Here is a 24,227-nt window from a genome sequence, read left to right on the forward strand (position 1 = left end):
CCACGCGCAGCCGGCGGCACCCGCCGCCGCTGCCGCGTTCAGTGATCGTGATGCAGGTATTTGGCCTGGCGCGGCAGGCGCAGGCTGACCAGGAACGCAATCACCATCATGCCGGTGACATACCAGTAGAACACCGTTTCGTGGCCGACGGACTTCAGCCCGAGCGCCACGTATTCGGCCGAGCCGCCGAACGCCGCGTTGGCGATGGCATAGGCCAGGCCGACGCCCAGCGCCCGGACTTCGGCGGGGAACATCTCCGCCTTCACGATGCCGCTGATCGACGTATAGAAGCTGACGATGGCCAGCGCCACGGCGATCAGCACGAACGCCAGCTCGGGGCTCGACACCGTGCGCAGCGCGGTCAGGATCGGCACCGTGGCGAGCGTGCCCAGCGCGCCGAACAGCAGCATATTGTTGCGACGGCCGATGCGGTCGGACAACGCGCCGAACACGGGCTGCATGCACATGTACAGGAACAGGCATCCGGTCATCACATAGCTGGCGGTCTTGATCGACATGCCGGCCGTGTTGACCAGGTACTTCTGCATGTACGTGGTGAAGGTGTAGAAGATCAGCGAGCCGCCGGCGGTGTAGCCCAGCACCGTGAAGAAGGCGGCCTTGTGGTGGCGGAAGATCTCCGCCACGCTGCCGGCTTCCTTGCTGCCACGGGTGGCGGCGGACGAGGTCTCGTGCAGCGTGCGGCGCAGGAACAGTGCCACTACCGCCGTGATCGCGCCGACCACGAACGGAATGCGCCAGCCCCAGGCCTTGAGTTCCGCTTCATCGAGCAGCTGCTGCAGGATCACCACGACCAGCACGGCCAGCAGCTGGCCGCCGATCAGCGTGACGTACTGGAACGACGAGAAGAAGCCGCGCCGTCCGCGCAAGGCTACCTCGCTCATATACGTGGCCGTGGTGCCGTACTCCCCGCCGACCGAAAGACCCTGTATCAGGCGAGCGAGCAGCAGCAGCGCCGGCGCCCAGTTGCCGATGCTGTCATAGGTCGGCAGGCAGGCGATCAGCAGCGAGCCGAAGCACATCATCAGCACCGAGATCAGCATGGAGTTCTTGCGGCCATGGCGGTCGGCAATGGTGCCGAATACCCAGCCGCCGATCGGACGCATCAGGAAGCCGGCCGCGAACACGCCCGCGGTGTTCAGCAGCTGCGCGGTCGGGTCGGCCTTGGGGAAGAACGAGGGCGCGAAGTAAATGGCGCAGAAAGCGTAGACGTAGAAGTCGAACCATTCGACGAGGTTGCCTGAAGAGGCGGCAACGATGGCGAAGACGCGCTTGCGCACCTCTTCGGCCGAGGGCGCGGCGGCCTGGTTGGAGTTGGCTGTGAGATCGGTCATTGTTGTCTTTGCAGTCAGGGGCGCGCGGCGGTGCACGGGGGCGCTGGCCGCGATCAGCAGGGCCGCAGGGGGGCTCGCGCCGGTTGGAACGCCGCCAGGTTCCGGGGTGGGGCGGCTGCGGGAGGATGGGCGTCTGGCCCGTACTGGCTGGCGTGAATCCGCGCACACTGCGGCGCGTTGATGGCTGAAAGCCTACCCCGATCAGCGGGCGCTGCACACCCCGGCACGGTGCAGGAATCTATTGCGTTGCAACATTCGTTACGTGGCGGCTGGGCTTGCGGGCCATTGTCCAGTCCGCTGGACACACTGTCTCGCCGGTGCGCCTCTGGTCAACCATGCCAGACGGCTTGAAACGCGCGTGCCGGTGGACAATGATGAGTGCCTGAGCGTCCCCGACTCCCATGCCGATGCCCCATTCCCTGCGCAAGTGGCTGTGCCTGATGCTGCTCGTGTCAACCGAGCCATCGTGGGCACAGGACCTGGTCGAATGCAAGCGCATCGACCAGGAGCAGTTGGCCGCCGCCACGACCGAGACCCTGTTGTTCCTGCGCTGCCGCGCGCGCCGCATTTCCTACGAGGCACCGCGGCTCAAAGGCGTGCCGCAACGCGTCAAGGACGATGTCATGTTCGCGTGCCTGGACCAGGCCGATGCGGTCGAGCATCAGTTGCGCGTGCGGCATGGTTATACGCGGGAGTCCCTGTCACGCGAGCGTTGTGAATAGCGGCTTGTCGCGGTGACGGGGCCCGGCTCACGCGAACCCGCCATTCGCCCGCAACACCTGCGCATTGACCCATCCCGCATCGGGCCCGGCCAGGAACGACACGACGGCGGCGATGTCTTCCGGCATGCCGAGCCGTTCCAGCGGCGGCAGCTTCGCCATCTGCTCGATCTGCGCCTGGCTCTTGCCTTCCATGAACAACTCCGTCGCCACCGGGCCCGGCGCCACGGCATTCACCGTGATATTGCGCCCGCGCAACTCGTTGGCCAGCACGCGCACCAGTCCCTCCACGCCGGCCTTGGAAGCGATATACGGGCCGTAGCCAGGGAACGAGCGCGCAATCACGCTGGTCGACAGCGCAATGATGCGGCCGCCCGCGCCCAGCCGGCCTGCCGCCTGCGACAACACCAGGAATGTACCGCGCAGGTTGGTGGCAACCACGCGGTCGAACGCTTCGAGGTTCTCCTCCGAGATCGTTGCCACGGGCAGCACGCCGGCGCAGTTGACCACCACGTCGACACGGCCGAAGGCTGCCTGCGCGGCGTCGAACATGCGCGTCACGTCTTCGGGCCGCGCTACGTCGGCCTGCACGGCGATGGCATTGCCGCCGGCCTCGCGGATGGCGGCGACGGTGGCCTCCGCCTGGGCGGTATTGCCGGCATAGCCGACTGCGACGTCAAAGCCGTCGGCGGCCAGGCGCAGCGCAATGGCGCGCCCGATGCCGCGCGAAGCGCCGGTGACGATGGCCGCCTTGCGGGCGCTGGTGGAAATGATTGCATCCATGATGGGTCTCCGTGGGGGCCCGGGGTGTGTCCCCGTGCGGTTTCGATGGAGCTATCATGGGCGTTGATGCCCGTTGGATAAATGGCCTGAAAGCGAAATGATTTTTCAGCATGGGCCAACAATCCGGCGCGATAACGACCATTTGTGCGGATTGATACTCCATGGACCGACTCGACACCTTGCGCCTGTTCACCCGCATCGTCGAACTGGGCAGCTTCACGCGCGCGGCCGGCGCACTCGACGTCCCGCGCGCAACGGCCACCCACGCGATCAAGGAAATGGAAGCCTCGCTGGGCGCGCGGCTGCTGGAGCGCACCACGCGCCAGGTGCGGCCGACGGCCGACGGCCAGGCGTTCTACGAGCGTTGCCGCCGCATCCTGGCCGAACTCGAAGATGCCGAGGCCGCGCTGAGCACGTCGACGGCCAATCCGCGCGGTACGCTGCGGCTGGATCTGCACGGCGTGCATGCGCGCGAGATCATCCTGCCGCGCATCGCGCTGTTCCGGCAGCGCTATACGCAGATCGAACTGGTGATCAGCTCCGGCGACCGGCTGGTCGATCTCGTGCGGGAAGGCATCGACTGCGTCGTGCGCGCGGGCCAGCCGCGCGATTCCTCGCTGGTGGTGAAGCGGCTCGCGCTGATGCCGGAGGTGATCTGCGCCAGTCCGGACTACCTGGCGCGCTTCGGCACGCCGCGCCATCCGGACGAACTCGCCGCGCATCGGTCCGTCGGCTTCTTTTCGGCGAGCCACGATGTGCGCTACCCGCTGACGCTGACGGTGGACGGCACGGTCACCGAGTACAAGCTCGAGAGCGAGGTATCGGTCAACGACGCCGAGAACTACACGGTGTGCGCGCTGTCAGGCTGCGGCCTGATCCAGGTGCCGCGTTTCCGCGTGCAGCCCCATCTCGATGCGGGCCGGCTGGTGCAGGTGCTGGCCGGCTGGCCATGCCCGGACCTGCCGGTGTCGGTGCTCTACCCATACCACCGGCAACTGTCGCCGCGCGTGCGGGTCTTCGTTGACTGGGTCAGCCAGGTGTATGCGGAGGTGTTCGGCTAGCGGTGGCTCCGTGCCGATGCGCCAATGCCGCGCGGCATCCTCAGTCTTTCAGGCTGCGCGGCACCCGTCCCGCCGCGGCCACCGCGCGGGCTGCCAGAAGTGGCCTGGCATCCCTCAGGCCATCCTGCGCGACCCGCTGCAGCACGAATTCGCGAAAGCGCCGCGCGGCGCTGCGTGACGTGATCTCGCCATTCCATACGGCCACCACTGGCTCGACGCGGGCGTCCAGCTCGAAGCGAAGCACCCGGGCCACCTTGGCCGAGGTCAGTTGCGCCGCGATGCGTTCGGGAAATACCGACAGGTAGTGCCCGGTCTGCATCAGGCTGGCCGTGGCCGCCACATCGCTGGTACGAATGCCGCGTGACGGCGCTTGTGCCCCGAGCCCGTGGAAGGCCGTCTGCAACAGATGAAGCATGCGCGAGCCGGTGGCGGGGATGCACCATTGCTGCTCGGACAAGGCCTCCGCCGTGAGCTTGCGGCGCGCCAGCAGCGGGTGATCCGGGCTGGCGACGACGACCACCTTCTGCGCCGGCACCACGGGCGTGCTGCGCAGCGCGGCCTGCGACAGGCGCGGATCGCCGTACGCGAACAGCAGGTCCAGCGAGCCGTGCAGCAGCTGCTCGGCCAGTTCGCCGATGCCGCCTTCGATCACGCTGATCTCCACGCGCGGGTTGTCGCGATAGAAGTCGCTCATGGCCTGCGCCAGGAACGGCTGCACCGACATGGTCCGGAACGCCACCCGCAATTCGCCCTGGTTGCCCGCGCGCACGGCCTGCATGGATTCGGCCAGGCGTTCGAGCTGCGCGAGCAGCACTTGCGCATGGGCAGCCATCTCGCGGCCCGGTTCCGTCAGCTCCAGTCCGCGGCGCCCGCGCACGAACAGCGCCATGCCGACGATGTCCCCGATCTCCGCAAGCGTTTTCGACACCGCGGCCGGACTCACATGGAACCGCGCGGCCACCGCTGCCGCGGTCTGCATCTCGCCCAGCGCCACGATCACGCGCAGGTGCCGCAGCTTCAGGCGGCCCAGCGGAAAGCCGGCGGATTCGAGCGGATCGGCAGCGGGGATGGAGGACATAGCGTGGCTTTCGGCGGAAGTTAACCATTTACTCAACTTGACGACATTTTAATTCGCTTTTTGTGCAAGAAGCGATGCCCTATAGTCGGCCGGGTCCGAAACCAACAAGACGAGGCACCCGGACCTCGGAAGGAGACAGATGACCCGCACGACCCGACTTCCCGCCCTGCTTCGTGGTGCTTTCGCCTGCGCGGCCCTGCTGGCGGTGACGTATGCCGGTGCAGCCGCCGGCGCTGCATGGCCCGACCGGCCCTTGCGCCTGGTGGTGCCGTTCCCGGCCGGCGGTTCCTACGACATCATCGGCCGCACGCTGGCGCGCAAGCTCGAACCGCGCCTTGGCCAGCCCGTGGTGGTGGAGAACATCGCCGGCGGCGCCACGGTGCCGGGCGCGCTGTCCGTGCTCAAGGAAAAGGCCGACGGCAACACGCTGCTGCTCGCGAGCGACGGCACGCTCAATATCAATCCGCACACGATCAAGGGCCTGCGTTACCGCCCGGACACCGATTTCACGCCGGTCACGGTCCTGAATACCGTGCCGCACTGGATCATCACGCGCACGGACCGCAAGGAGACCAACCTGGCCGAGCTGACGGCGTATATCCGCAAGCATCCGGGCAAGGTGTCGATCAGCATCAATACGGTCGGCGGCGCCGCGCATCTTGCGCTGGCGGAGTGGAAGCGCCAAAACGGGCTGGACTTCACCATCGTGCCTTACCGCGGCTCGCCACCGGCCATGGCGGACCTGATCGGGGGCCAGACCTATGCGCATGTCGACGTGATCGGTTCTTCCGTGAACTATGTCAGCGACGGCAAGGCCCGGCCGCTGGCCGCGTTGCAGGGCAAGCCCGTGGCGCAGTTCCCCAACCTTGAGCTGCAGAAGCCCGAGAGCAGGGACGGCCTGCTGATCGGCGCCAACCTGTCCCTCGTGGTCAGGGCAGGCACGCCGCCCGAGACCATCGACCGCCTCTACAAGGAAGTGAAGGCCAGTGTCCAGGAGCCGGATTTCCAGGCGCGCCTGCAGACGCTGGCGTTTGAGTCCGTGCTGACGCCGCCGGCTGAAAGCCGCCGCTTCCTGCACGCGGAGACGCTGCGCTATGGCGCGATCGCGCGCAACGTCGACCTCGAAGCCAACTGAAACCGCCGCCACGCCCTGAACCGGAGTCCAAGCCATGCGTTTTGTCATTGCCCTGATGCGGCATGAAACCAACACCTTCTCGCCGATCCCGACACCGCTGCACGCGTTCAACCGCGGCAGCACCGATGGCCCCTTGCACGGCGAGGACGCAGTGCGCGCCTGCCGTGGCACCAACAGCGCCGCGGCCGCCTTCATGGACCTGGTCGAAGGCCAGGGCGATACGTTCGTGATGCCGCTGATGGCCAACGCCGTGCCCAGCGGCGTGGTCACGGCCGAGGCGTTCGAGTCGATGGCGGCGACCATTGTCGACGCGGTGCGCGAGGGCTGCGATGCGGTGATGCTCGACCTGCACGGCGCGATGGTGGCCGAAGGCTATGCCGATGCCGAAGGCGAACTGCTGGCGCGCATCCGTGCCGTTGCCCCGGATGTGCCCATTGCGGTCTCGCTCGACTTCCACGCGAACTTCAGCGCGGCGCTGATCGACAACGCCACGGTGATCGCGGGCTACTGCACCTATCCGCACGTCGATGTCTACGAGACCGGTGCGCGCGCCGCGCGCACGCTGATGGCCGCGCTGCGCGGCGAGGCCCGTCCGGTCATGCTGTGGCGCACGCTGCCGATGCTCACGCACATGCTGCGCCAGACGCCGCGCGAGCAGCCGATGAAGGACATCATGGACCGCGCCATGGCCGCCGAGCGCGACGGCGAGGTGCTGAACGCGTCGGTGTTCGGGGGCTTCCCGCTGGCCGACATTCCGCATACGGGGCTGACCGTCGTGATCGTCGCCGATGCCGACCGTGCCGATGCCGGCCGCCGGCTGCTAGACGACCTGTGCGGAATGGCGTGGGAGCGCCGCGCCGATTTCGTGTTCCCGATCGAGCCGATGGAGTCATCGATCGCGCGTGCGCGTGCCGCCGAGGCGGGACCCGTTATCCTGGTCGACCACGGCGACAACTGCGGCGCCGGTGGCCCGACCGACGAGATGACGGTGCTGGCCGAAGTGCTGCGGCAGGAGCTGGAGGGCGTAGTGGCGGGGCCGTTCTGGGACCCGGCCGCGGTCGCGCACCTGATCGAAGCCGGCGTCGGCAGCACCGTGACGCTCGATGTCGGCGGCAAGACCGATATGCCCGCGCTGGGCCTGAAGGGCCGCCCGCTGACGCTGACCGGCCGGGTCCAGTGCATTACCGATGGCCACTACCAGGTGACCGGGCCGATGTTCACCGGCATGAAGCTGAGCCTGGGCCGCACCGTCGTGCTGGACGTGGGCGGCACGCTGGTAGTGGTCTGCGAGAAGCCGCAGGAGCCGTTCGATACGGGCGTGTTCACGCACGCGGGCATCGACCTGTCGCGCCGCAAGTACGTGCTGATCAAGTCGCGCCAGCACTTCCGCGCGGGATTCGAGCCGATTGCGAAGGACATCGTGCTGGTGGCGGGCCCCGGTGTCTGCAGTTCGGACTACAGCCTGTTCCCGTTCCGCAACCTGCGGCGCCCGATCTATCCGCTCGAAGCCGATACCACGCTGCAGGCCGCGTGAGCGACCGCGATCCGCACACAGGAGCCAATATGCCGTTCCGAATCGTCCTGAAGCGCCTGGCGGCTGCCCTGAGCCTGGCCCTCGGCGTCAGCGCCGTTCCCGATGCCGCCGTGGCAGCGGGCGGCGATACGCCCACGCGCATCGTGGTCGGCTTCGCGGCCGGCGGCGCGCTCGACATCTTCGCGCGCACGCTGGCGGAGAAGCTGCGCGTGTCGCTGAACACGCCGGTGCTGGTCGAGAACCGGCCGGGCGCCTCGGCACGCCTGGCGCTGGACACGGTCAGACGCGCGCACCCCGATGGCAAGACCATCCTGATCTCGCCCGCGCCGCCGTTCACCATCTTTCCGCTGACCTACAGGCAACTGCCCTACGATCCCGACAAGGATCTCGTGCCGGTTGCGTATCTGGCGGACGTGCCGCTGATCGCCTCGACGGGGACGGGCCAGCCCTATCGCACCATGCAGGAATACCTGGCGTGGGTGAAGCGCCAGCCGGCCAGGGGCGGAGTCGGGCTGGTCACGCTTGGCGGCACCATTCACTTCGGTGTGCTGACGCTGGGCAAGGAAATCGGCGTGCCGCTGTTGCCGACCGCCTATCGGGGCGCGGTGATGATGCTGACCGACGAGATCGGCGGCACGCTGCCGCTCGGCATCGATGCCGTGGCCGGCCAGATGGAGCTGTACCGCGCCGGCAAGATCCGTTTCCTGGGTGTCACGGGCACGAAGCGCACGTCGCTGCTGCCGGATGTGCCGACGCTCGCGGAAGCTGGCGCGCCGGGCTTTGAATCGGCGTCCGGCTGGTACTCGGCCTTCGTCCCGGCGGGCACGCCGCCGGCTACGGTTGCGCAACTCGAAAAGGCGCTGCTCGATGCGATCCGGTCGACCGATGTCCGCGACAAGATGGCGGCCCTGGGCATGGAGATGAACGGCCAGCCGGCGGCCACGCTGCGCAGGATGATCCGCGACCAGCGTGCGCAGTGGAAGCCCGTGGTGGAGGCGTCGGGCTTCACGGCCAGCGACTGATGCCGCGATCGGCGGTGACTACTCGATGGTCACCTTCCCATCCTTCACCAGCTTCGCGAACCTGGCCGTTTCATCATTGATGCGCTTCGCAAACTCGTCGGCGGTGCCCGCCATGGGCTCCGCGCCAGCGGCCAGCATGCGCTGCTGGAAGTCCTGCGACTTCACGATCTTCCCGATCTCGGCGCTGAGCCTGGACACGATCGGCCTGGGCGTGGCCGCGGGCGCCAGCACGCCGAACCACGTGCCGATATCAAAGCCCTTCAGGCCGGATTCTTCGAGCGTCGGTACCTCGGGCAGCACGCTGGATCGCCTTGCCGTCGTCACCGCCAGGGCCTTCAGCTTGCCGGCCTTGATGTGTGGCAGGACGGTGGTCAGCGTATCGAACGACATCGTGACCTGTCCGCCCAGCAGGTCCGTCGTCAGCGGACCGCTGCCCTTGTAAGGCACGTGCAGCAGCGGCGCGCCCGTCACCGCCTGGAACTGCGTGCCGATCAGGTGCTGCGCCGTGCCGTTGCCGTTGGAGCCATACGCGAATTCCGTGGACGCCTTCTTCGCCAGCGTGACCAGTTCCGCGACGTTCTTCGCCGGTGTCCTGGCGGCGTTGATGACGAGCACGTTCGGTACCATCGCCACCGTTGCAATCGGTGCCAGGTCCTTCTGGAAGCTGTAGGGAAGCTTCCTGTAGACACTGGTCGCGATGGTGTGGTGCACCGCGCCCATCAGCAGCGTGTAGCCATCGGGCTTCGCCTTGGCCACGTAGTCCGCGCCAACCGTCGCGCCGGCGCCGGGCCGGTTCTCGACGATGACCGGTTGCCCGAGGTTCTTCGACAACTGGTCCCCGAGCGCGCGCGCCAGCACGTCGGTGGTGCCGCCGGACGGGAACGGCACCACCAGGCTGATCGGCCGCGCCGGCCATTCCTGCGCCAGCGCGGCCGAAGACGCGGCGAGTCCGGCGGTCAGCAGCGAAAGGCGAAGGATGTTCCGCAAAGCAAAGGAAGTGCGCATTGGCTGTCTCCTGTTGTGATGGTTATGGTTCTGCTTTTGGGTAAGGCGGTTCCGCGGGATGGCGGGTCAGGCCGGCACCGACAGCGCGGCGCGGCCGGCGTACGTCGCCGCGCAGCCCAGCTCGGCCTCGATGTACAGGAGCCGGTTGTACTTGGCGACGCGATCCGAGCGGCTCAGCGAGCCGGTCTTGATCTGCGTGGCGGCCGTGCAGACGCTCAGGTCGGCGATGGTGGTGTCTTCGGTCTCGCCGGAGCGGTGCGAGATCACCGAGGCATAGCCGGCCCGCTCGGCGAGGGCGATCGCATCCAGCGTCTCGGTCAGCGTGCCGATCTGGTTCGGCTTGATCAGGATGGCGTTGGCCGCGCCGCGCTCGATCCCTTCCTGCAGGATCGCCGTGTTGGTGACGAAGAGATCGTCACCGACGAGCTGCACCTGCGCGCCCAGCTTGCTGGTCAGCAGCTTCCAGCCCATCCAGTCGCCTTCGGCCATGCCGTCCTCGATCGTGACGATCGGGTACTGGCGCGTCCATTTGGCGAGCAGGTTCACAAAATCGCCGGCGTCGTAGGCGCGGCCTTCCGAGCGCAGTTCGTAGAAGCCGTCGCGGTAGAACTCGGAACTGGCCACGTCCAGGCCCAGCGCAATGTCGCGCCCGGGTTTGAAGCCGGCAGCTTCGATCGCGAGCATGATCACTTCCAGCGCCTGCTCGTTGCTGCTCAGGTCCGGCGCGAAGCCGCCTTCGTCGCCCACGGCGGTGGACAGGCCGCGCTGCTTCAGCACGGACTTGAGCGTATGGAAGACCTCCGCGCCCCAGCGGATGGCCTCGGAGAACGTCGCGGCGCCGACCGGCAGGATCATGAACTCCTGCATGTCGACGCTGTTGTCCGCGTGCGCGCCGCCGTTGATGATGTTCATCATGGGCAGCGGCAGGCGCGTCGCGCGTTCGCTGTTGCCGCCGTTGCCGATGCTGCGGTAGAGCGGCACGCCGGCCGATGCGGCGGCGGCGCGTGCGCTGGCGAGCGACACGGCCAGCAGGGCGTTGGCGCCAAGCCGGGACTTGTCGGGCGTGCCGTCCAGCCGGATCAGGCAGGCGTCCAGCTCGGCCTGGTGCGCGGCCGACATGCCGGCCACCGTGCTGCCGATATCGGCGTTGATATGCCCGACCGCCTTGCGCACGCCCTTGCCGAAGTAGCGCGTGCGGTCGCCGTCGCGCAGTTCGATCGCTTCGCGCGAGCCGGTCGAGGCGCCCGATGGCGCGGCGGCGAAGCCGGTCGAGCCATCGGCGAGTACCACCTGGGCGGCGACGGTCGGATTGCCGCGCGAATCGAGGATCTCGTAGCCCCGCACTTCCTGGATCGTTGACATGTCCTTGTCCTGTCGAATTTCTGCTTACTGAACCTGTGCAATGCGCAGCAGGTTGGTGGTCCCCGCGACCGTGAAAGGCAGTCCCGCCGAGATGACGATCGACTCGCCACGCTGCCCGAAGCGCTCCTGCAGCACGGTGCGGCTGGCAAGCTCGGTCATCTCCAGCACGTCCAGCACTTCGTGGCACAGCACGGCATGCACGCCCCAGGCCAGCGCCAGCCGCCGGGCTGTGGCCACGCGCGGCGTCATGCCGAGGATCGGCACTTCGGGGCGCTCGCGCGCCATGCGCAGGGCCGAGTAGCCCGAGCTGGTGTAGGCCACCGTCGCCGGCACCTTGAGCAGTCCCGCGACATGGCGGATGGCGTAGCCGATCGCATCGGCGGCCTCGGCGCGCGGCGGGGTGTGCGAAGCCTGGATGGCGTCGTGGTATAGCGGGTCCGATTCCGTGCGCGTGATGATGCTGTCCATCATGGTCACGGCTTCGACCGGGTAGCGGCCGGAAGCCGATTCCGCCGACAGCATCACGGCATCGGCGCCGTCGTAGACCGCGGTCGCTACGTCCGACGCTTCGGCGCGCGTCGGCACCGGCGCGGAGATCATCGATTCAAGCATCTGCGTCGCCACGATCACCGGCTTGCCGGCCTTGCGGCAGGCGCGCACGATCTGCTTCTGCAGCGAGGGCACCAGTTCCGCAGGCATCTCCACACCCAGGTCGCCGCGCGCGACCATCACGGCATCCGCTTCGGCGACGATGTCTTCCAGACTTTGGATCGCCGCGGGCTTCTCCAGCTTGGCGACGATGCCCGCGCGGCCCTGGACGATCTCCTTGATCTCCCGGATGTCCTCGGGGCGCTGCACGAACGACAGCGCGATCCAGTCGATGCCGAGCGTCAGGCCGAAGTCCAGGTCGCGCCGGTCCTTCTCGGTCATCGCCGACAGCGGCAGCACCACGCCGGGCACGTTCACGCCCTTGCGGTCGGACAGCGCGCCGCCGTTGATGATCGTGGTCTGCGCGAAGTCGGCGCCGCACTGGTCCACGCGCAGGCGGATCTTGCCGTCGTCGAGCAGCAGTTCGGTGCCTTCGCGCAGCGCCGCAAAAATTTCGGGGTGCGGCAGGCTGACGCGGGTCTGCGAGCCGGGCAGGGCGGTGTCGAGATCCAGCCGGAACGGCGCCTGCGCGGCCAGCTGCACGGGGCCATCGGCGAAGGTGCCGACGCGCAGCTTGGGGCCCTGCAGGTCGAGCAGCACGCCGATCGGGCGGCCGCGTTCGCGTTCGATGGCGCGGATGCTGTCCAGGCGCAGCTTGTGGTCTTCATGGCTGCCATGGCTGAAATTGAGCCGGAACACATCGGCGCCGGCTTCGAACAGCGCATCGATCTGCTCCGGCGTCGAGCTTGCCGGGCCCAGTGTTGCCACGATCTTGGCGTTGCGATGGCGTCTCATGCTTTACTCCTGGTCAGCGCGCAATCAGGATCGCGCGGAAATCGTTCACATTGGTCATGGTGGGGCCGGTGACGACGGCGTCGCCAAGGGCCTCGAAGAAGCCGTGGCCGTCATTGGCGGCCAGTGCGTCCTGCGGTCGGATGCCGAGCTGCCACGCGCGCCGCAGCGTGTCGGGCGCGATCATGGCGCCGGCAATGTCTTCCTGGCCGTCCACGCCGTCGGTGTCGCCCGCAAGGGCATAGACACCGGGCTGCCCGCGCAGCGTGAGCGCAAGCGACAGCAGGTACTCGACGTTTCGCCCGCCGCGTCCCTTGCCGCGCACCGTCACGGTGGTCTCGCCGCCCGAGAGCAGCACGCATGGTGCGGGGAACGGCTGGTCATGGTTCGCGACTTCCAGCGCGATGCCGCCGAGCACCTTGCCGACCTCGCGCGCCTCGCCCTCGATGGCATCGCCGAGCACGAACACTGGCAGGCCGGCGTCCTGCGCGACGCGCGCGGCGGCCTGCAGCGCCAGGCGCGGCGTGGCAATCAACGCGGTCTGCATGCGCGGCAGGCGCGGGGCGCCCGGCTTGATGGTCTCCGCCGCTTCGCCGGCCAGTGCGTCGAGCACATGGCGCGGCACGTCGATGCCGTAGCGCCGGATGATGTCGGTGGCGTCGTCACGCGTGGTCGGGTCCGCGACGGTCGGGCCCGAGGCGATATCGATCGGATCGTCGCCGGGCACATCCGACAGCAGCAGGTTGCAGACGCGCGCCGGATGGCATGCTGCCGCGAGCCGGCCGCCCTTGATCGCGGAGAGGTGGCGCCGCACGCAGTTCATCTCGGTGATGGTGGCGCCGCAGGCAAGCAGCGCGCGGCTGATCGCCTGCTTGTCCTCCAGCGACACGCCCGCCAGCGGCAACGGCAGCAGCGAGGAGCCGCCGCCCGACACCAGGCTGATCACGAGATCGTCCTCGGTCAGGCCCGATACCATTTCCAGCATGCGGCGCGCCGCCTGGAAGCCGGCAGCGTCAGGCACCGGGTGCGCCGCTTCGACGATCTCGATGCGCTCGCACGGCACTGCATAGCCGTAGCGCGTCACCACGAGTCCTTCGACCGGCCACGGCCACGCTGCCTCGAAGGCGCGGGCCATGGCCGCGGAGGCCTTGCCGGCGCCGATCACCAGCGTGCGGCCGCGAGGCCGTTCGGGCAGGTGGGCGGCGAGTGTCAGTGAAGGCTGCGCGGCGTCGATGGCGGCGCGGAACATGTTCTGGAGCAGAGAACGGGCCTGCAGGGCATCCATGGTCAGTCCCGTCATCTCAGTGCTGGAGTCCGGCATGCGCATCGGCGACGCGGGTCAGGCGGGTGCCGATCGTCGTGGCTTCGGGTTGCTCGCCCTCGACCTGCACTTCATCGGCGACCTTGCCGTCCAGCGCATCCTGAAGCTGCTGCTGGTCCACGGCGCCGACCCATCGTGCAATCGCGAGCGTGCCCACCGCGTTGCCGATCGTGTTGGTGATGGCGCGGGCTTCCGACATGAAGCGGTCCACGCCGAGCAGCAGCACCATGCCCGCCACGGGGATCTTGCCAAGCGAGGCCAGCGTGGCCGCCAGCGTGATGAAGCCGGACCCGGTCACGCCCGCCGAACCCTTCGACGTCAGCAGCAGCACCCCGAGCACGACCAGCTGGTCGGTCAGCGTCAGCGGCGTGTTGGTGGCCTGCGCGATGAAGATGGCGGCCATGGTGTAGTAGATGCACTGGCCATCGGGGTTGAAGGTCAGGCCGGACGGCACCACGAGGCCGACGACCGGCTTGGACACGCCGGCGTTCTCGAGCTTGCGCATGAGTTGCGGCACCACAGATTCCGACGAGCTGGTGCCGAGCACCGTGAACAGCTCGTCGCGGATGTACTTGAGGAACTTCCACAGGCTGAATCCCGACAGGCGTGCCACGCCGCCGAGCACGAGCACGACGAACAGGAAGCAGGTGAGGTACATCGTGCCCATCAGCTTGCCGAGCGAGACCACCGAGCCCAGGCCGTACTTGCCCACGGTGAAGGCCATGGCGCCGAACGCGGCGATGGGGGCGAGGCGCATGATCATCCCCACCACGGTGAAGATGCCGTGCGTGAAGGAGTCAAGAAAATCGACCACCGGCCTGGCGCGTGGGCCGATATGCGACAGCGCAATACCAAACAGCGTGGCGAACACCAGGATCTGCAGGATGTCGTTGCGGGCCAGCGCGTCGATCACGCTCGACGGCACCAGGTTCATCAGGAATTCCATGAACGTGTGCGGCTGCGCGGCGGCGTGCGTGTAGCTGGCGATGGCCTTGGCGTCGAGGTGCGAAGCGTCGACGTTCATGCCCGCGCCCGGCTGGACGACGTTCACGACAATGAGGCCGAGTGCCAGTGCGAAGGTGGACAGCAGTTCGAAATAGAGCAGCGCGCGCACGCCCACGCGCCCCAGCTCCTTCATGTTCTCCATGCGGGCGATGCCCAGCACTACGGTGGCGAAGATGATCGGTGCGAACACCATCTTGATCAGCTTGATGAACACGTCACCAAGCGGCTTGAGGCTGCTGCCGATATCGGGCGCCCACACGCCGAGCACGATGCCCGCGGTCACGCCGATCAATACCTGGACATACAGCTTTCCCAATAGCCGTTGAATCATTGCTGTCTCCTGCTGGTTCTGCGAATTGCGCGTGCGGACCCGCTCTTGGTGGCGCTTGGGTGCGTCCGCGGTGCCAGGCGTACCTGGCGCGGCCCGGCGGGCGCCGGGCGCGGCGGGGCTCAGGCCGCCCTGGCCTGCTGGCCCGATGCCAGGTAGTCGCAGACGGCCCTGGTGACGTCGGCCGTGCGGGCCTTGCCGCCGAGGTCGCCGGTATGCAGCGCGGGGTTGGCGGTAACCGCTTCGATCGCGGCCATCAGGCGCTGCGCGGCGGCCTGTTCGCCAAGGTGTTCGAGCAGCATCACGACGGACCAGAACGTGCCGACCGGATTGGCCAGGCCCTTGCCCATGATGTCGAACGCCGAGCCGTGGATCGGCTCGAACATGGACGGGTAGCGGCGCTCCGGGTCGATATTGCCGGTCGGCGCGATGCCAAGGCTGCCCGCGAGCGCGGCGGCGAGGTCGCTGAGGATGTCGGCGTGCAGGTTGGTGGCGACGATGGTGTCGAGCGATTTCGGGCGGTTCACCATGCGCGCGGTGGCGGCGTCAACGAGTTCCTTGTCCCAGGTGACGTCCGGGAAATCCTTCGCCACCTGCACGGCGACCTCGTCCCACATCACCATGGCATGGCGCTGCGCGTTGGACTTGGTGATGACCGTCAGCAGCTTGCGCGGACGCGCTTGCGCAAGCCTGAACGCGAAGCGCAGGATGCGTTCGACGCCGACGCGGGTCATCATCGACACGTCGGTCGCCGCTTCGATCGGATGGCCCTGGTGGACGCGGCCGCCGACGCCGGAGTATTCGCCTTCGGAGTTCTCGCGCACGATGACCCAGTCCAGGTCCTCGGGCGCGCAGCGCTTGAGCGGCGCGTCGATGCCGGGCAGGATGCGCGTCGGGCGCACATTGGCGTACTGGTCGAAGCCCTGGCAGATCTTCAGGCGCAGGCCCCAGAGCGTGATGTGGTCGGGGATCTGGTTGTCGCCGGCCGAGCCGAACAGGATCGCATCCTTGTCGCGCAGCGCGTCCAGGCCGTCCGCCGGCATCATCACGCCGTGCTGGCGGTAGTAGTCGCCGCCCCAGCCGAAGTTCTCGAACTCGAAGCGGAAGCCGGCGCCCGCGGCGGCCAGCGCTTCCATCACCTCGCGCCCGGCGGGCACCACTTCCTTGCCAATGCCATCGCCCGGAATCGTTGCGATCTTGTACGTCTTCATCTTTCGTCTCCTGTCGGGATCACCGCTGAATTGCGTGAGGAGATTCTGTCCGGTAGACGAGGTTTTGGATCGGCGCTAGAGTTAAACCATTATTAACTTTGGGTTAACAGCGAAATGGACTCGACAAGCGGAATCCAGCCCGGAATCCAGCGCGGTATCCAGCCGTCGGAACTGGGCTTCTTTGCTGCCGTGGCCACGGCCGGCAGCCTGAGCGCCGCCGCGCGGGACCTGGGCATCTCCACGGCGGCGGTCAGCAAGCGGCTCGCGCAGATGGAGTCGCGCATCGGCATGCCGCTGGTGACGCGCACCACGCGCCGCATGAGCCTGACGCCCGAGGGCGAGGTGTTCCTGGAGCATGCGCGCCGCATCCTTGGCGAGATCGACGACCTGCAGCAGTTGCTGACCAGCGCCAAGGGCCGGCCCAGCGGCCTGCTGCGCGTCAATGCCACGCTGGGCTTCGGCCGCATGCACGTGGCGCCTGTGATCTCGGCATACAGCCGCAAGTACCCGGACGTCGATGTGCAGCTCCAGCTGTCGGCCGACCCGCCGCCGCTGACCGAAGACGCTTTCGATGTCTGCGTGCGCTTTGGCGAGCCGCCCGATGCCCGCATCGTCGCCAAGCTGCTGGCACCCAACCGGCGCCTGCTGTGCGCGTCGCCGAAGTACCTGCGCGAGCATGGCGTGCCGCAGACGCCGTCGGACCTGTTGCGCCACAACTGCATCGGCATCCGTCAGGGCAGCGATGCCTATGGCGTATGGCGCCTGACGCCGGTCAAGGGCGCGAAGGCGCGCACGGAGTCGATCCACGTGCGCGGCAACGTCACCACGAACGATGGCGAGATCGCGGTGCACTGGGCGCTGGAAGGGCACGGCATCGTGATGCGCGCGGAATGGGACATCGAGCGCTACCTGCGCAGTGGCCGGCTGGTGCAGGTACTGCCCCAGTACGCGACACCGGAGGCGAATATCTATGCCGTGTACCAGCAGCGCCACCAGCTGTCGTCGCGCATCCGGCTCTTCGTGGAGTTCCTGGCGCTGAAGTTCAGCGAATTCGGCAAGTAGGACGCGACCGCCCGCTTTGCCCCGCGGGCCGGCTGCCCTGCGTACAATGCGGGGCTCGACTCCTGGGATGATGTCCGTGAAGAAAACCGACCTGGAAAAAAACAAGGGCCTGAAGATTGCCAACAGCATGAAGCAGGCAGGCGCCCACCGCGCCGGCGCTTTGCCGAAGACGAAGGGCCAGCAGAACGCCGGCAAGACCGGCCTGCTGGGCAAGCTGCTGGGCAAGGCGCTGCCGCCGGAGAAGGCGGAGGACTGAAGTGCAGCTTTCGGCCTGTTGGCGCTGATACGCGGCGGGCCGGACTCAGGCCGGCCCGGCGCCGCGTGCCGCCCGGGCCAGTGCCAGCGCCAGCCGGGCCCCGACTTCGGCATTGTGTTTCACCAGCGCGATATTGGTCGCCAGGCTGCGCCCGCCCGTGAGCGCCTTGATGCGCGCCAGCAGGAACGGCGTCACGGCCTTGCCCGTGATGCCCTGCGCGCGCGCCTCATCGAGCGCCTGCTGCGTCAAGGCATCGATGTCCGCTGACGGCATCGCCGCCGCTTCCGGCACCGGCGTGCTCAGCAGCACGCCGCCCGCGAGGCCGAGATCCCATTTGGTGCGGATAAAGCGCGCCTGTCCGGCGGGATCGTCCAGCCGGTAGTCCGCGCGAAAACCGCTGTCGCGCGTGTAAAACGCCGCGAAGTTGTCCTGTCCGCAACTGAGCACGGGCACGCCATGGGTTTCGAGATACTCGAGCGTGAGCCCGATGTCGAGGATCGACTTGGCGCCCGCGCACACCACCGCCACCGAAGTCCGCGCCAGTTCCTGCAGGTCGGCCGAGATATCGAAGGTCTCCTGCGCGCCGCGGTGCACGCCGCCGATGCCGCCGGTCACGAAGACCTCGATGCCGGCCAGCGCCGCGCAGATCATCGTGCCCGCCACCGTGGTGGCACCCAGCTCGCCGCTGGCCAGCACGGCCGGCAGGTCGCGGCGGCTCACCTTGTGCGCCTTGCCGGAACGGCCGAGCCGTTCGAGTTCATCGTCCGACAGGCCGATGCGGATGCGCCCGTCGATCAGCGCGATGGTCGCGGGCTCGGCACCCAGGCCGCGGATCACGGCTTCCACCTCGCGTGCCGTGCGCACGTTTTCCGGGTAGGGCATGCCGTGCGCGATGATGGTCGATTCCAGCGCGACCAGCGGGCGCCCGGCGTCGCGCGCGGCCGCCACGGGTCCGCTGAAGGCCAGCCAGGATTGGGCGAGGTGGGAAGCCATATCGATGTTATCGGCGGGGGAGGAGCGGGCTCGCGGGCCGGCATGACGGTCGGCCGGCCCCTCAAGCCAGCTGTTACACCTCTCTGGTCATCCCCTTCAGGTCAATCCATTCGGCAAACTGTTCCTCGGTCACGTGGCCGGACGCGATCGCCGCCTCGCGCAGCGACAGGTTGCGCTTGACCGCCAGCTTGGCGATCTCGGCGGCCTTGTCGTAGCCGATATGCGGATTGAGCGCGGTCACGGGCATGAGCGAGCGTTCGAGCAGTTCGGCAATGCGCTCGCGGTCGGCTGCCACGCCTTCGACCATGTGTTCGGCGAAGCTCGACGCGGCATCGGCGAGCAGGGTCACCGACTGCAGCAGGCTGTAGACGATCACCGGCTTGTACGCATTGAGTTCGAGCGTGCCCAGCGCGTTGGCCAGCGTGACCGTGGTGTGGTTGCCGATCACGCGGCAGCACACCATGGCCAGCGCTTCGGCCTGCGTGGGATTGACCTTGCCCGGCATGATCGACGAGCCCGGTTCGTTGGCCGGCAGCTGCAGCTCGGCAAAGCCCGCGCGCGGGCCGGAGCCGAGCAGCATGAAGTCGCGCGCGATCTTCAGGAACGAGGACGCGGTGGTGTTGAGCGCGCCGGACAGGTCGGCCAGCGCGTCGTGCGCGGCCTGCAGGGCATAGCGGTTCGGTGCCGGCTCGAACGGCAGGCCGGTGTAGTCGGCCAGCGCGCGCGCGAACGCGGCGGCGAATCCCGGCGGCGCGTTCAGGCCGGTGCCCACCGCCGTGCCGCCCTGCGCGACCGGCATCGCGCGCAGCATGGCCTGCTGCAGCCGCGACTGCGCGTCGGCCACCTGCGTCAAGTAGCCCGAGAACTCCTGGCCGAGGGTTAGCGGCACCGCGTCCTGCAGGTGCGTGCGGCCGACCTTGACGATGTCGGCGAACTCGTCCACCTTGCGCGCGAAGGTCTGCTGCATCAGCTCCAGCGCGGGCAGCAGCTTCTGCTGGATCGCGCGCGTGGCGGCGATGTGCATGGCGGTGGGGAAGCTGTCGTTGGACGACTGGCTGGCGTTGACGTGGTCGTTCGGGTGCACCGGCTTCTTGCTGCCCACCTGGCCGCCGAGCAGCTGGATGGCGCGGTTGGAGATGACCTCGTTGAGGTTCATATTGGTCTGGGTGCCCGAACCGGTCTGCCAGACCGACAGCGGGAATTCGTCCGGCCAGCGGCCTTCTATCACTTCGCTGGCGGCCTGTTCGATGGCGCCGGCCAGTTCCTGGGGCAGTACGTCCAGTTCGCGGTTGGCGCGCGCCGCGCAGAGTTTGAGGATGGCGAACGCTTCGATCAGCGCCGGCGGCATCTTTTCATTGCCGATGCGGAAATTCTGGCGCGAGCGTTCGGTCTGCGCGCCCCACAGGTGGTCGGCGGGTACCGGCACATCGCCGAGACTGTCTTTTTCGATGCGGGTGGCGGAGGAAGACGGTGCGGACATTGACAAGCTCCTGGCAACGGGGAGAGAGGGAGACTGGCTGTGGCGCGGCATGGCCGCCCCTGGCCGTCCTTTAGAATAGTGCTTCATTGTGTCCGGCAGCTTCGTCAATCCCCTGCCACCAGCATGCTTATCGCCCAGCTCAAGTCCTTTTTCATGGTGGCACGCATTGGCAGCGTGACCCAGGCCGCCAAGCGCCTGGGCTTGTCGCAGCCGACCATCACGGCGCAGATCCGCGCGCTGGAAGAGGCCTATGGCGTCGAGCTGTTCCATCGCGGCGGCAGGCGCCTGGCGCTGTCCGATGCGGGGCTGGCGCTGCTGCCCAGGGTCGAGGCGCTGGTACAGCAGGAAACCGAGATCGACTTCTTCCTGCGCCATTCAGGCGACCTGCGCACCGGCAGCCTGCGCATCGGCGCCACCGCGCCGTATTACGTGCTGGACCTGATCCGGCGCTTCAGCGCGCGCTACCCGGCCATCGACGTCACGGTCGAGATGGGCAATTCGCAGGAAGTGCTCAACGCCCTGCAGGAGTACCGCGTGGACGTGGCCATGTCGTCCCAATGCGTGGACGACCCGCGCCTGTCGCGCCTGCTGCTTGGCGTGGATCCGCTCGTGCTGGTGGTGCATCGCACCCATCCGCTGGCGGGGCAAGCGGAGGTGACGCCCGCCATGCTCGCGGGGTGCCGCCTGCTGATGCGCGAAGCGGGCTCGACGACACGCATCGCCACCGAGCAGATGCTCGCGCAGGCCAACATTTCGCCCGGATCACAGATGGAAATCGGCAGCCGTGAATCGATCCGCGAGGCCGTGATACGCAACCTTGGCGTCTCCGTCATCGCGCTGCATGAAGTGCCCAGCCACCCGGATCTGCATGTGCTGCGCTTCACCGGCGGCGCGCCGCAGCTGCATGAGTACCTGTACTGCCTGCGCGAGCGCCGGGACGCACGGCTGATCGACGCCTTTGTCGCAATGGCGGTACCTGCCGGCCAGCAGACGCCAGGCCGGGCGACAGCCGTTCAGTGATGTGGCCGGCACCCTTGATGGCGCCGGCCCGTGGTGCACGTCGACGGCTAGGCCGTCATCTTGAGGCAGGCTTCCATGCAAGCCGCGCAGGCGCGCGCGCACTCCTGGCAATGTTCGGCATCGTGCCGCTCGCATTCTTCCTTGCACCACTTGCAGACTTCGGCGCAGTCCTCGCAGACCAGCGGGGCGAATTCGCTGTTGCGCAGCATATAGGACGCGGCTAGCTGCGCAATGCCGGCACAGTCCATGTCCAGCGCGATGCAGCGCGCCATCCTGCGCACGTCGGATTCTTCCAGGCAAGCCGCGGCACACTTGAGCGCGGCGGCGGCGCAGGCATTGCAGGCGGCAATGCAGTCGGCGTAGCGGCGGGCGTTTTCCTGCACGGTGGGTCGGATCATGTGAGCGTCCTCCTTTGGGGGTCGGTGACGGCGACAGGCAGAAACCCGCGGCGGTGACTGAAACGACAGTCGCGGGCAACCGTTATCCACAATAGCAGGCGCGGACGCGTCCTGCCGGGACGGGTTTGCTGCACAGCAGTGATCTACAATGCCGCCTGCGCCGCACAACCGGTCGCAGTAACGGCCATGGCAGCGGCACTTGCCGCCCCAAGCCGTGCTCTAATCGGAAACGCGGCATTCCACATGTGGCGGGAAAGGAAGGACATCATGGGCGAGGCAAAAAGACGGGGTACGCCCCAGCAACGGGCTGAAGAGGCGCGTGCGAAGAAAGAGGCCTTGCGCCCGGCGCAACTGGTCTGCGGCAACTGCAAGACCGCATTCCAGGAATTTGACGAGCTGGACGTGCCCGGGCTGCCCGGCATCGACGCCGTCTTTGGCGGACAGTGCCCGGCCTGCGGCAACGATGTGGTGGTCTTCAAGGGCGAGTCGAACGCCGTGGCCGAGGCGATGATCGCCTGGCAGAAGATGCTCGGCGCCGACGCGCAACTGGGCTACCAGTCCAGCGACGGCCGCCATGTGTCGTATGAGCCAGGCAGCGATGGCGGCGAAGAGCCTGGCGGCGCCGGTGGCACACCGCGCGGCACGGTTCACTGAGCGCTGTCGACGGTCACCAGTTGCGGCGGGCCGATCTCGTACCGGCCCCGGCCGGCGCTCTTGGCGCGGTACAGCAGCACATCGGCCAGGCGCAGCAGCTCGCTGTCCTGCATGGGGCCGCCGTCATACAGCGCTACGCCGATGCTGACGTCGACGTCGGCGAACATGCCTTCGAAGTGAAAGCGCTGGCCCACCGCGCACAGGATGGCGGTGGCCACGCTGCGGGCCGCGGCCGCGCTGCCGACGGATTCAAGGATGATCGCGAATTCGTCGCCGCCGACGCGCGCCACCGCGTCCTGCTTGCGCACGCAGCCGAGCACGCGCTTGGCAAAGGCCTGCAGCAGCAGGTCGCCGGCGGCATGCCCGTGGATGTCGTTGACGGCCTTGAAGCGGTCCATGTCCAGGTACAGCACCGCCATCATCCCGCCGGTTTCGCGGCAGTCCGCCATGGCGCGCTGCAGCCGGCTTTCGAACGCGCTGCGGTTCAATAGCTGGGTCAGGTGGTCGGTGCTGGAAATATGCGACAGGCGCATGGTTTCGAGCTTGCGCGGCGTAATGTCCTGCACGTGGATATGCACGCCGACCACTTCGCTGCCATCCGCGCTCCATTCGGGGCGGTAGCTGGTTTCCATGCAGTGGTATTCGGGATTGGTGTCTTCGGACTCGAAGGTCACCACGGCGCCCGCCAGCGCGCGTTGCAGGAAGGGCTGGGCCCTGGCATAGCGCGTTTCGCCCAGCACCTCGCGCACGGTCTTGCCGCGCAGTTCCTCCAGCGTCATGCCGAAGGTGTGTTCGTAGGCGACATTGTTGAACACATAGCGCTCATCGGTATCGATAAAGGCCAGCAGCGACGGCAGCGTGTCGGTCACGGCGCGCAGGCGCCGCTCGCTGCGGTCCAGTTCGTGGCGCCGGTCGCGCACGTCGCGCATGAGGCGGGTGAACGCGCGCGCCAGGTCGCCGATCTCGTCGCGCTGCTGCCGCTCGGGCAGGCGTTCGAAGGCGGACAGGTCGGAGGTGCTGTCCCTGACCACCTCATGCAGCCGCGTCAGCGGCGCCAGCAGGTGGCGCACGGCCAGCCAGATGGACGCGGCCACCAGCAAGAGCGCCAGCCCCGTCAGCATCAGCAGGCGCTCCTGCATGTGGTGCAGCGGCGTGTAGGCCTCGCGCGCGGGGAGCAGTGCCACGAGTTCCCAGCCCGTGGTCGACATCAGGTAGCGCGAGACCACGGGGCGCGTTGGCGTCAGGAATTCGAACAGCGCGGCGCGGTCGTCCTGGCCGCAGGTATCGCCGATGGCGCGGGCGGGCTGGCGCGCCTGCGCCGGGTCGGGATGCTGCACGTAGACCGGGCGGCTGCCCGACGAGACCAGGCAGTAGAAGCCAGTGGTCCCCAGCCGGTTGTGCAGCACCTCCACGAGAAAGTTCGAGCTCGACAGGTCGAGCCAGCCGCCCACCAGACCGGCAAACTGCCCTTGCGCCGAAATGACCGGCACCGCCACGATCACGCCGAAGCGGTCATTGGTGCGCGCCCGGATCGGTGGACTGATTACCGGCGTGCGCGTGCGTGCCGCTTCGCGGAAGTAGCTGCGGTCGCCGACTTCGGCGAGCATGCCGCCGTCGCCCAGCGCGGTGCCGCGCGCGTCGACCACCATCAGGCCGTTGAACGCGCCGGGAATGGGAACGGCACGTCGGACCTGCGCCAGTGCCTGGGTCAGCGCGCTGTGCGCCTGCGCGCTGCGCGCCGTGGCAAGCAGGCCGCCAAGCTGCCCGGCCTGCTGCGTCAGCAGCAGGATGCGGTCTTCCATGGCAGTGTCGAGCTGGTCCGCGGACAGTTTGACGATCGAGTCCTGCTCGTCCTGGAGCACGTCATGCAGGTCGCGGTGCACCGCGTACAGCGACGTGAGCACGATGCCCGTGCCGAACACCGCGGCCAGTACCGTGGTGATCAACGCGATACGCGCTTTCAGCGTGGGCAAGAGGACGGGCATGCGGGGGCGATGTTCGGAATTCG

Annotated in this window: 22 protein-coding genes; 9 read left to right on the forward strand and 13 right to left on the reverse strand. The window is 67.8% G+C overall.

The annotated features are described in order from the left end of the window. Positions 1-38 precede the first annotated feature (38 nt). A complete protein-coding gene (locus tag KHO22_RS27405; protein WP_211950321.1) occupies positions 39-1,352 on the reverse strand; it encodes an MFS family transporter in 1,314 nt (437 codons plus the stop codon). 401 nt (positions 1,353-1,753) lie between these two features. On the opposite strand from KHO22_RS27405, the gene KHO22_RS27410 reads away from it, so the two are divergent. After that, positions 1,754-2,074, forward strand: a complete 321-nt coding sequence (locus tag KHO22_RS27410) for a hypothetical protein (protein WP_420839657.1) — start codon at positions 1,754-1,756, stop codon at positions 2,072-2,074. A gap of 27 nt (positions 2,075-2,101) precedes the next feature. Here KHO22_RS27410 and KHO22_RS27415 read toward each other — a convergent pair whose 3' ends face one another. Further along, positions 2,102-2,854, reverse strand: a complete 753-nt coding sequence (locus KHO22_RS27415; protein WP_211950323.1) for an SDR family oxidoreductase — start codon at positions 2,852-2,854, stop codon at positions 2,102-2,104. 161 nt (positions 2,855-3,015) lie between these two features. On the opposite strand from KHO22_RS27415, the gene KHO22_RS27420 reads away from it, so the two are divergent. Continuing rightward, positions 3,016-3,915 carry a LysR family transcriptional regulator gene (locus KHO22_RS27420; protein ID WP_211950324.1) on the forward strand — a complete coding sequence of 300 codons (900 nt, stop codon included), beginning with the start codon at positions 3,016-3,018 and terminating at the stop codon, positions 3,913-3,915. Positions 3,916-3,955: 40 nt separating this feature from the next. Here KHO22_RS27420 and KHO22_RS27425 read toward each other — a convergent pair whose 3' ends face one another. After that, positions 3,956-4,993 (reverse strand): LysR family transcriptional regulator, encoded by a 1,038-nt coding sequence (locus KHO22_RS27425; RefSeq protein WP_211950325.1) that lies wholly within the window; start codon positions 4,991-4,993, stop codon positions 3,956-3,958. A 139-nt stretch (positions 4,994-5,132) separates the two neighbouring features. On the opposite strand from KHO22_RS27425, the gene KHO22_RS27430 reads away from it, so the two are divergent. Genes KHO22_RS27430 through KHO22_RS27440 form a run of 3 tightly spaced genes read left to right on the forward strand, consistent with a single transcriptional unit; the run spans position 5,133 to position 8,684 of the window. After that, the gene (locus KHO22_RS27430) at positions 5,133-6,128 is read left to right on the forward strand and encodes a Bug family tripartite tricarboxylate transporter substrate binding protein (RefSeq protein ID WP_211950326.1); all 996 of its coding nucleotides are present in this window, start codon (positions 5,133-5,135) and stop codon (positions 6,126-6,128) included. Positions 6,129-6,162: 34 nt separating this feature from the next. Further along, a complete protein-coding gene (locus KHO22_RS27435; protein WP_211950327.1) occupies positions 6,163-7,662 on the forward strand; it encodes a M81 family metallopeptidase in 1,500 nt (499 codons plus the stop codon). A gap of 29 nt (positions 7,663-7,691) precedes the next feature. Beyond that, positions 7,692-8,684 (forward strand): tripartite tricarboxylate transporter substrate-binding protein, encoded by a 993-nt coding sequence (locus tag KHO22_RS27440; RefSeq protein WP_211950328.1) that lies wholly within the window; start codon positions 7,692-7,694, stop codon positions 8,682-8,684. Between the two features lie 18 nt (positions 8,685-8,702). Here the strand turns inward: KHO22_RS27440 and KHO22_RS27445 are convergent, their stop codons facing one another. From KHO22_RS27445 to KHO22_RS27470, 6 genes are all read right to left on the reverse strand, one after another. Further along, a complete protein-coding gene (locus KHO22_RS27445; RefSeq protein ID WP_211950329.1) occupies positions 8,703-9,689 on the reverse strand; it encodes a tripartite tricarboxylate transporter substrate binding protein in 987 nt (328 codons plus the stop codon). Positions 9,690-9,755: 66 nt separating this feature from the next. Then, complete coding sequence (gene eno, locus KHO22_RS27450) at positions 9,756-11,051, reverse strand: phosphopyruvate hydratase (RefSeq protein ID WP_211950330.1); 1,296 nt, start codon at positions 11,049-11,051, stop codon at positions 9,756-9,758. Positions 11,052-11,075: 24 nt separating this feature from the next. Next, complete coding sequence (gene pyk / locus KHO22_RS27455; protein WP_211950331.1) at positions 11,076-12,494, reverse strand: pyruvate kinase; 1,419 nt, start codon at positions 12,492-12,494, stop codon at positions 11,076-11,078. Positions 12,495-12,507: 13 nt separating this feature from the next. Then, positions 12,508-13,791 carry a glycerate kinase type-2 family protein gene (locus KHO22_RS27460; protein ID WP_230427049.1) on the reverse strand — a complete coding sequence of 428 codons (1,284 nt, stop codon included), beginning with the start codon at positions 13,789-13,791 and terminating at the stop codon, positions 12,508-12,510. Between the two features lies 1 nt (position 13,792). Beyond that, a complete protein-coding gene (locus KHO22_RS27465; protein ID WP_211950332.1) occupies positions 13,793-15,148 on the reverse strand; it encodes a dicarboxylate/amino acid:cation symporter in 1,356 nt (451 codons plus the stop codon). Between the two features lie 119 nt (positions 15,149-15,267). Continuing rightward, positions 15,268-16,356 carry a tartrate dehydrogenase gene (locus KHO22_RS27470; RefSeq protein ID WP_211950333.1) on the reverse strand — a complete coding sequence of 363 codons (1,089 nt, stop codon included), beginning with the start codon at positions 16,354-16,356 and terminating at the stop codon, positions 15,268-15,270. A gap of 114 nt (positions 16,357-16,470) precedes the next feature. Here KHO22_RS27470 and KHO22_RS27475 point away from each other — a divergent pair, with 114 nt between their 5' ends. Together KHO22_RS27475 and KHO22_RS27480 are read left to right on the forward strand one after the other, a co-directional pair. Beyond that, a complete protein-coding gene (locus tag KHO22_RS27475) occupies positions 16,471-17,418 on the forward strand; it encodes a LysR family transcriptional regulator (protein WP_211950334.1) in 948 nt (315 codons plus the stop codon). Between the two features lie 67 nt (positions 17,419-17,485). Beyond that, positions 17,486-17,674 carry a hypothetical protein gene (locus tag KHO22_RS27480; protein WP_211950335.1) on the forward strand — a complete coding sequence of 63 codons (189 nt, stop codon included), beginning with the start codon at positions 17,486-17,488 and terminating at the stop codon, positions 17,672-17,674. 45 nt (positions 17,675-17,719) lie between these two features. Here KHO22_RS27480 and KHO22_RS27485 read toward each other — a convergent pair whose 3' ends face one another. Together KHO22_RS27485 and fumC are read right to left on the reverse strand one after the other, a co-directional pair. Beyond that, positions 17,720-18,667 (reverse strand): pseudouridine-5'-phosphate glycosidase, encoded by a 948-nt coding sequence (locus KHO22_RS27485; protein WP_211950336.1) that lies wholly within the window; start codon positions 18,665-18,667, stop codon positions 17,720-17,722. A 73-nt stretch (positions 18,668-18,740) separates the two neighbouring features. Beyond that, positions 18,741-20,147: a class II fumarate hydratase gene (gene fumC / locus KHO22_RS27490; RefSeq protein ID WP_211950337.1), complete on the reverse strand. Its 1,407-nt coding sequence runs from the start codon at positions 20,145-20,147 to the stop codon at positions 18,741-18,743. 123 nt (positions 20,148-20,270) lie between these two features. On the opposite strand from fumC, the gene KHO22_RS27495 reads away from it, so the two are divergent. Next, positions 20,271-21,167: a LysR family transcriptional regulator gene (locus KHO22_RS27495; protein ID WP_211950338.1), complete on the forward strand. Its 897-nt coding sequence runs from the start codon at positions 20,271-20,273 to the stop codon at positions 21,165-21,167. Between the two features lie 47 nt (positions 21,168-21,214). Here KHO22_RS27495 and KHO22_RS27500 read toward each other — a convergent pair whose 3' ends face one another. Further along, positions 21,215-21,565, reverse strand: coding sequence for a four-helix bundle copper-binding protein (locus KHO22_RS27500; protein ID WP_211950339.1), 351 nt, complete (start codon positions 21,563-21,565; stop codon positions 21,215-21,217). A 267-nt stretch (positions 21,566-21,832) separates the two neighbouring features. Here KHO22_RS27500 and KHO22_RS27505 point away from each other — a divergent pair, with 267 nt between their 5' ends. Further along, the gene (locus KHO22_RS27505; protein ID WP_211950340.1) at positions 21,833-22,219 is read left to right on the forward strand and encodes a hypothetical protein; all 387 of its coding nucleotides are present in this window, start codon (positions 21,833-21,835) and stop codon (positions 22,217-22,219) included. Here KHO22_RS27505 and KHO22_RS27510 read toward each other — a convergent pair. Continuing rightward, a complete protein-coding gene (locus tag KHO22_RS27510; RefSeq protein WP_211950341.1) occupies positions 22,213-24,204 on the reverse strand; it encodes a sensor domain-containing diguanylate cyclase in 1,992 nt (663 codons plus the stop codon). The genes KHO22_RS27505 and KHO22_RS27510 overlap by 7 nt on opposite strands. Positions 24,205-24,227 lie beyond the last annotated feature (23 nt).

Source organism: Cupriavidus yeoncheonensis (genome assembly GCF_905397275.1).
Taxonomy (GTDB): Bacteria; Pseudomonadota; Gammaproteobacteria; order Burkholderiales; family Burkholderiaceae; genus Cupriavidus; species Cupriavidus yeoncheonensis.

Excerpts from the sequence above, each read along its gene's own strand:
- KHO22_RS27405 (WP_211950321.1), bottom strand. The coding sequence starts at position 1,352 with ATGACCGATCTCACAGCCAACTCCAACCAGGCCGCCGCGCCCTCGGCC.
- KHO22_RS27410 (WP_420839657.1), top strand. The coding sequence starts at position 1,754 with ATGCCGATGCCCCATTCCCTGCGCAAGTGGCTGTGCCTGATGCTGCTC.
- KHO22_RS27415 (WP_211950323.1), bottom strand. The coding sequence starts at position 2,854 with ATGGATGCAATCATTTCCACCAGCGCCCGCAAGGCGGCCATCGTCACC.
- KHO22_RS27420 (WP_211950324.1), top strand. The coding sequence starts at position 3,016 with ATGGACCGACTCGACACCTTGCGCCTGTTCACCCGCATCGTCGAACTG.
- KHO22_RS27425 (WP_211950325.1), bottom strand. The coding sequence starts at position 4,993 with ATGTCCTCCATCCCCGCTGCCGATCCGCTCGAATCCGCCGGCTTTCCG.
- KHO22_RS27430 (WP_211950326.1), top strand. The coding sequence starts at position 5,133 with ATGACCCGCACGACCCGACTTCCCGCCCTGCTTCGTGGTGCTTTCGCC.
- KHO22_RS27435 (WP_211950327.1), top strand. The coding sequence starts at position 6,163 with ATGCGTTTTGTCATTGCCCTGATGCGGCATGAAACCAACACCTTCTCG.
- KHO22_RS27440 (WP_211950328.1), top strand. The coding sequence starts at position 7,692 with ATGCCGTTCCGAATCGTCCTGAAGCGCCTGGCGGCTGCCCTGAGCCTG.
- KHO22_RS27445 (WP_211950329.1), bottom strand. The coding sequence starts at position 9,689 with ATGCGCACTTCCTTTGCTTTGCGGAACATCCTTCGCCTTTCGCTGCTG.
- eno (WP_211950330.1), bottom strand. The coding sequence starts at position 11,051 with ATGTCAACGATCCAGGAAGTGCGGGGCTACGAGATCCTCGATTCGCGC.
- pyk (WP_211950331.1), bottom strand. The coding sequence starts at position 12,494 with ATGAGACGCCATCGCAACGCCAAGATCGTGGCAACACTGGGCCCGGCA.
- KHO22_RS27460 (WP_230427049.1), bottom strand. The coding sequence starts at position 13,791 with ATGACGGGACTGACCATGGATGCCCTGCAGGCCCGTTCTCTGCTCCAG.
- KHO22_RS27465 (WP_211950332.1), bottom strand. The coding sequence starts at position 15,148 with ATGATTCAACGGCTATTGGGAAAGCTGTATGTCCAGGTATTGATCGGC.
- KHO22_RS27470 (WP_211950333.1), bottom strand. The coding sequence starts at position 16,356 with ATGAAGACGTACAAGATCGCAACGATTCCGGGCGATGGCATTGGCAAG.
- KHO22_RS27475 (WP_211950334.1), top strand. The coding sequence starts at position 16,471 with ATGGACTCGACAAGCGGAATCCAGCCCGGAATCCAGCGCGGTATCCAG.
- KHO22_RS27480 (WP_211950335.1), top strand. The coding sequence starts at position 17,486 with ATGATGTCCGTGAAGAAAACCGACCTGGAAAAAAACAAGGGCCTGAAG.
- KHO22_RS27485 (WP_211950336.1), bottom strand. The coding sequence starts at position 18,667 with ATGGCTTCCCACCTCGCCCAATCCTGGCTGGCCTTCAGCGGACCCGTG.
- fumC (WP_211950337.1), bottom strand. The coding sequence starts at position 20,147 with ATGTCCGCACCGTCTTCCTCCGCCACCCGCATCGAAAAAGACAGTCTC.
- KHO22_RS27495 (WP_211950338.1), top strand. The coding sequence starts at position 20,271 with ATGCTTATCGCCCAGCTCAAGTCCTTTTTCATGGTGGCACGCATTGGC.
- KHO22_RS27500 (WP_211950339.1), bottom strand. The coding sequence starts at position 21,565 with ATGATCCGACCCACCGTGCAGGAAAACGCCCGCCGCTACGCCGACTGC.
- KHO22_RS27505 (WP_211950340.1), top strand. The coding sequence starts at position 21,833 with ATGGGCGAGGCAAAAAGACGGGGTACGCCCCAGCAACGGGCTGAAGAG.
- KHO22_RS27510 (WP_211950341.1), bottom strand. The coding sequence starts at position 24,204 with ATGCCCGTCCTCTTGCCCACGCTGAAAGCGCGTATCGCGTTGATCACC.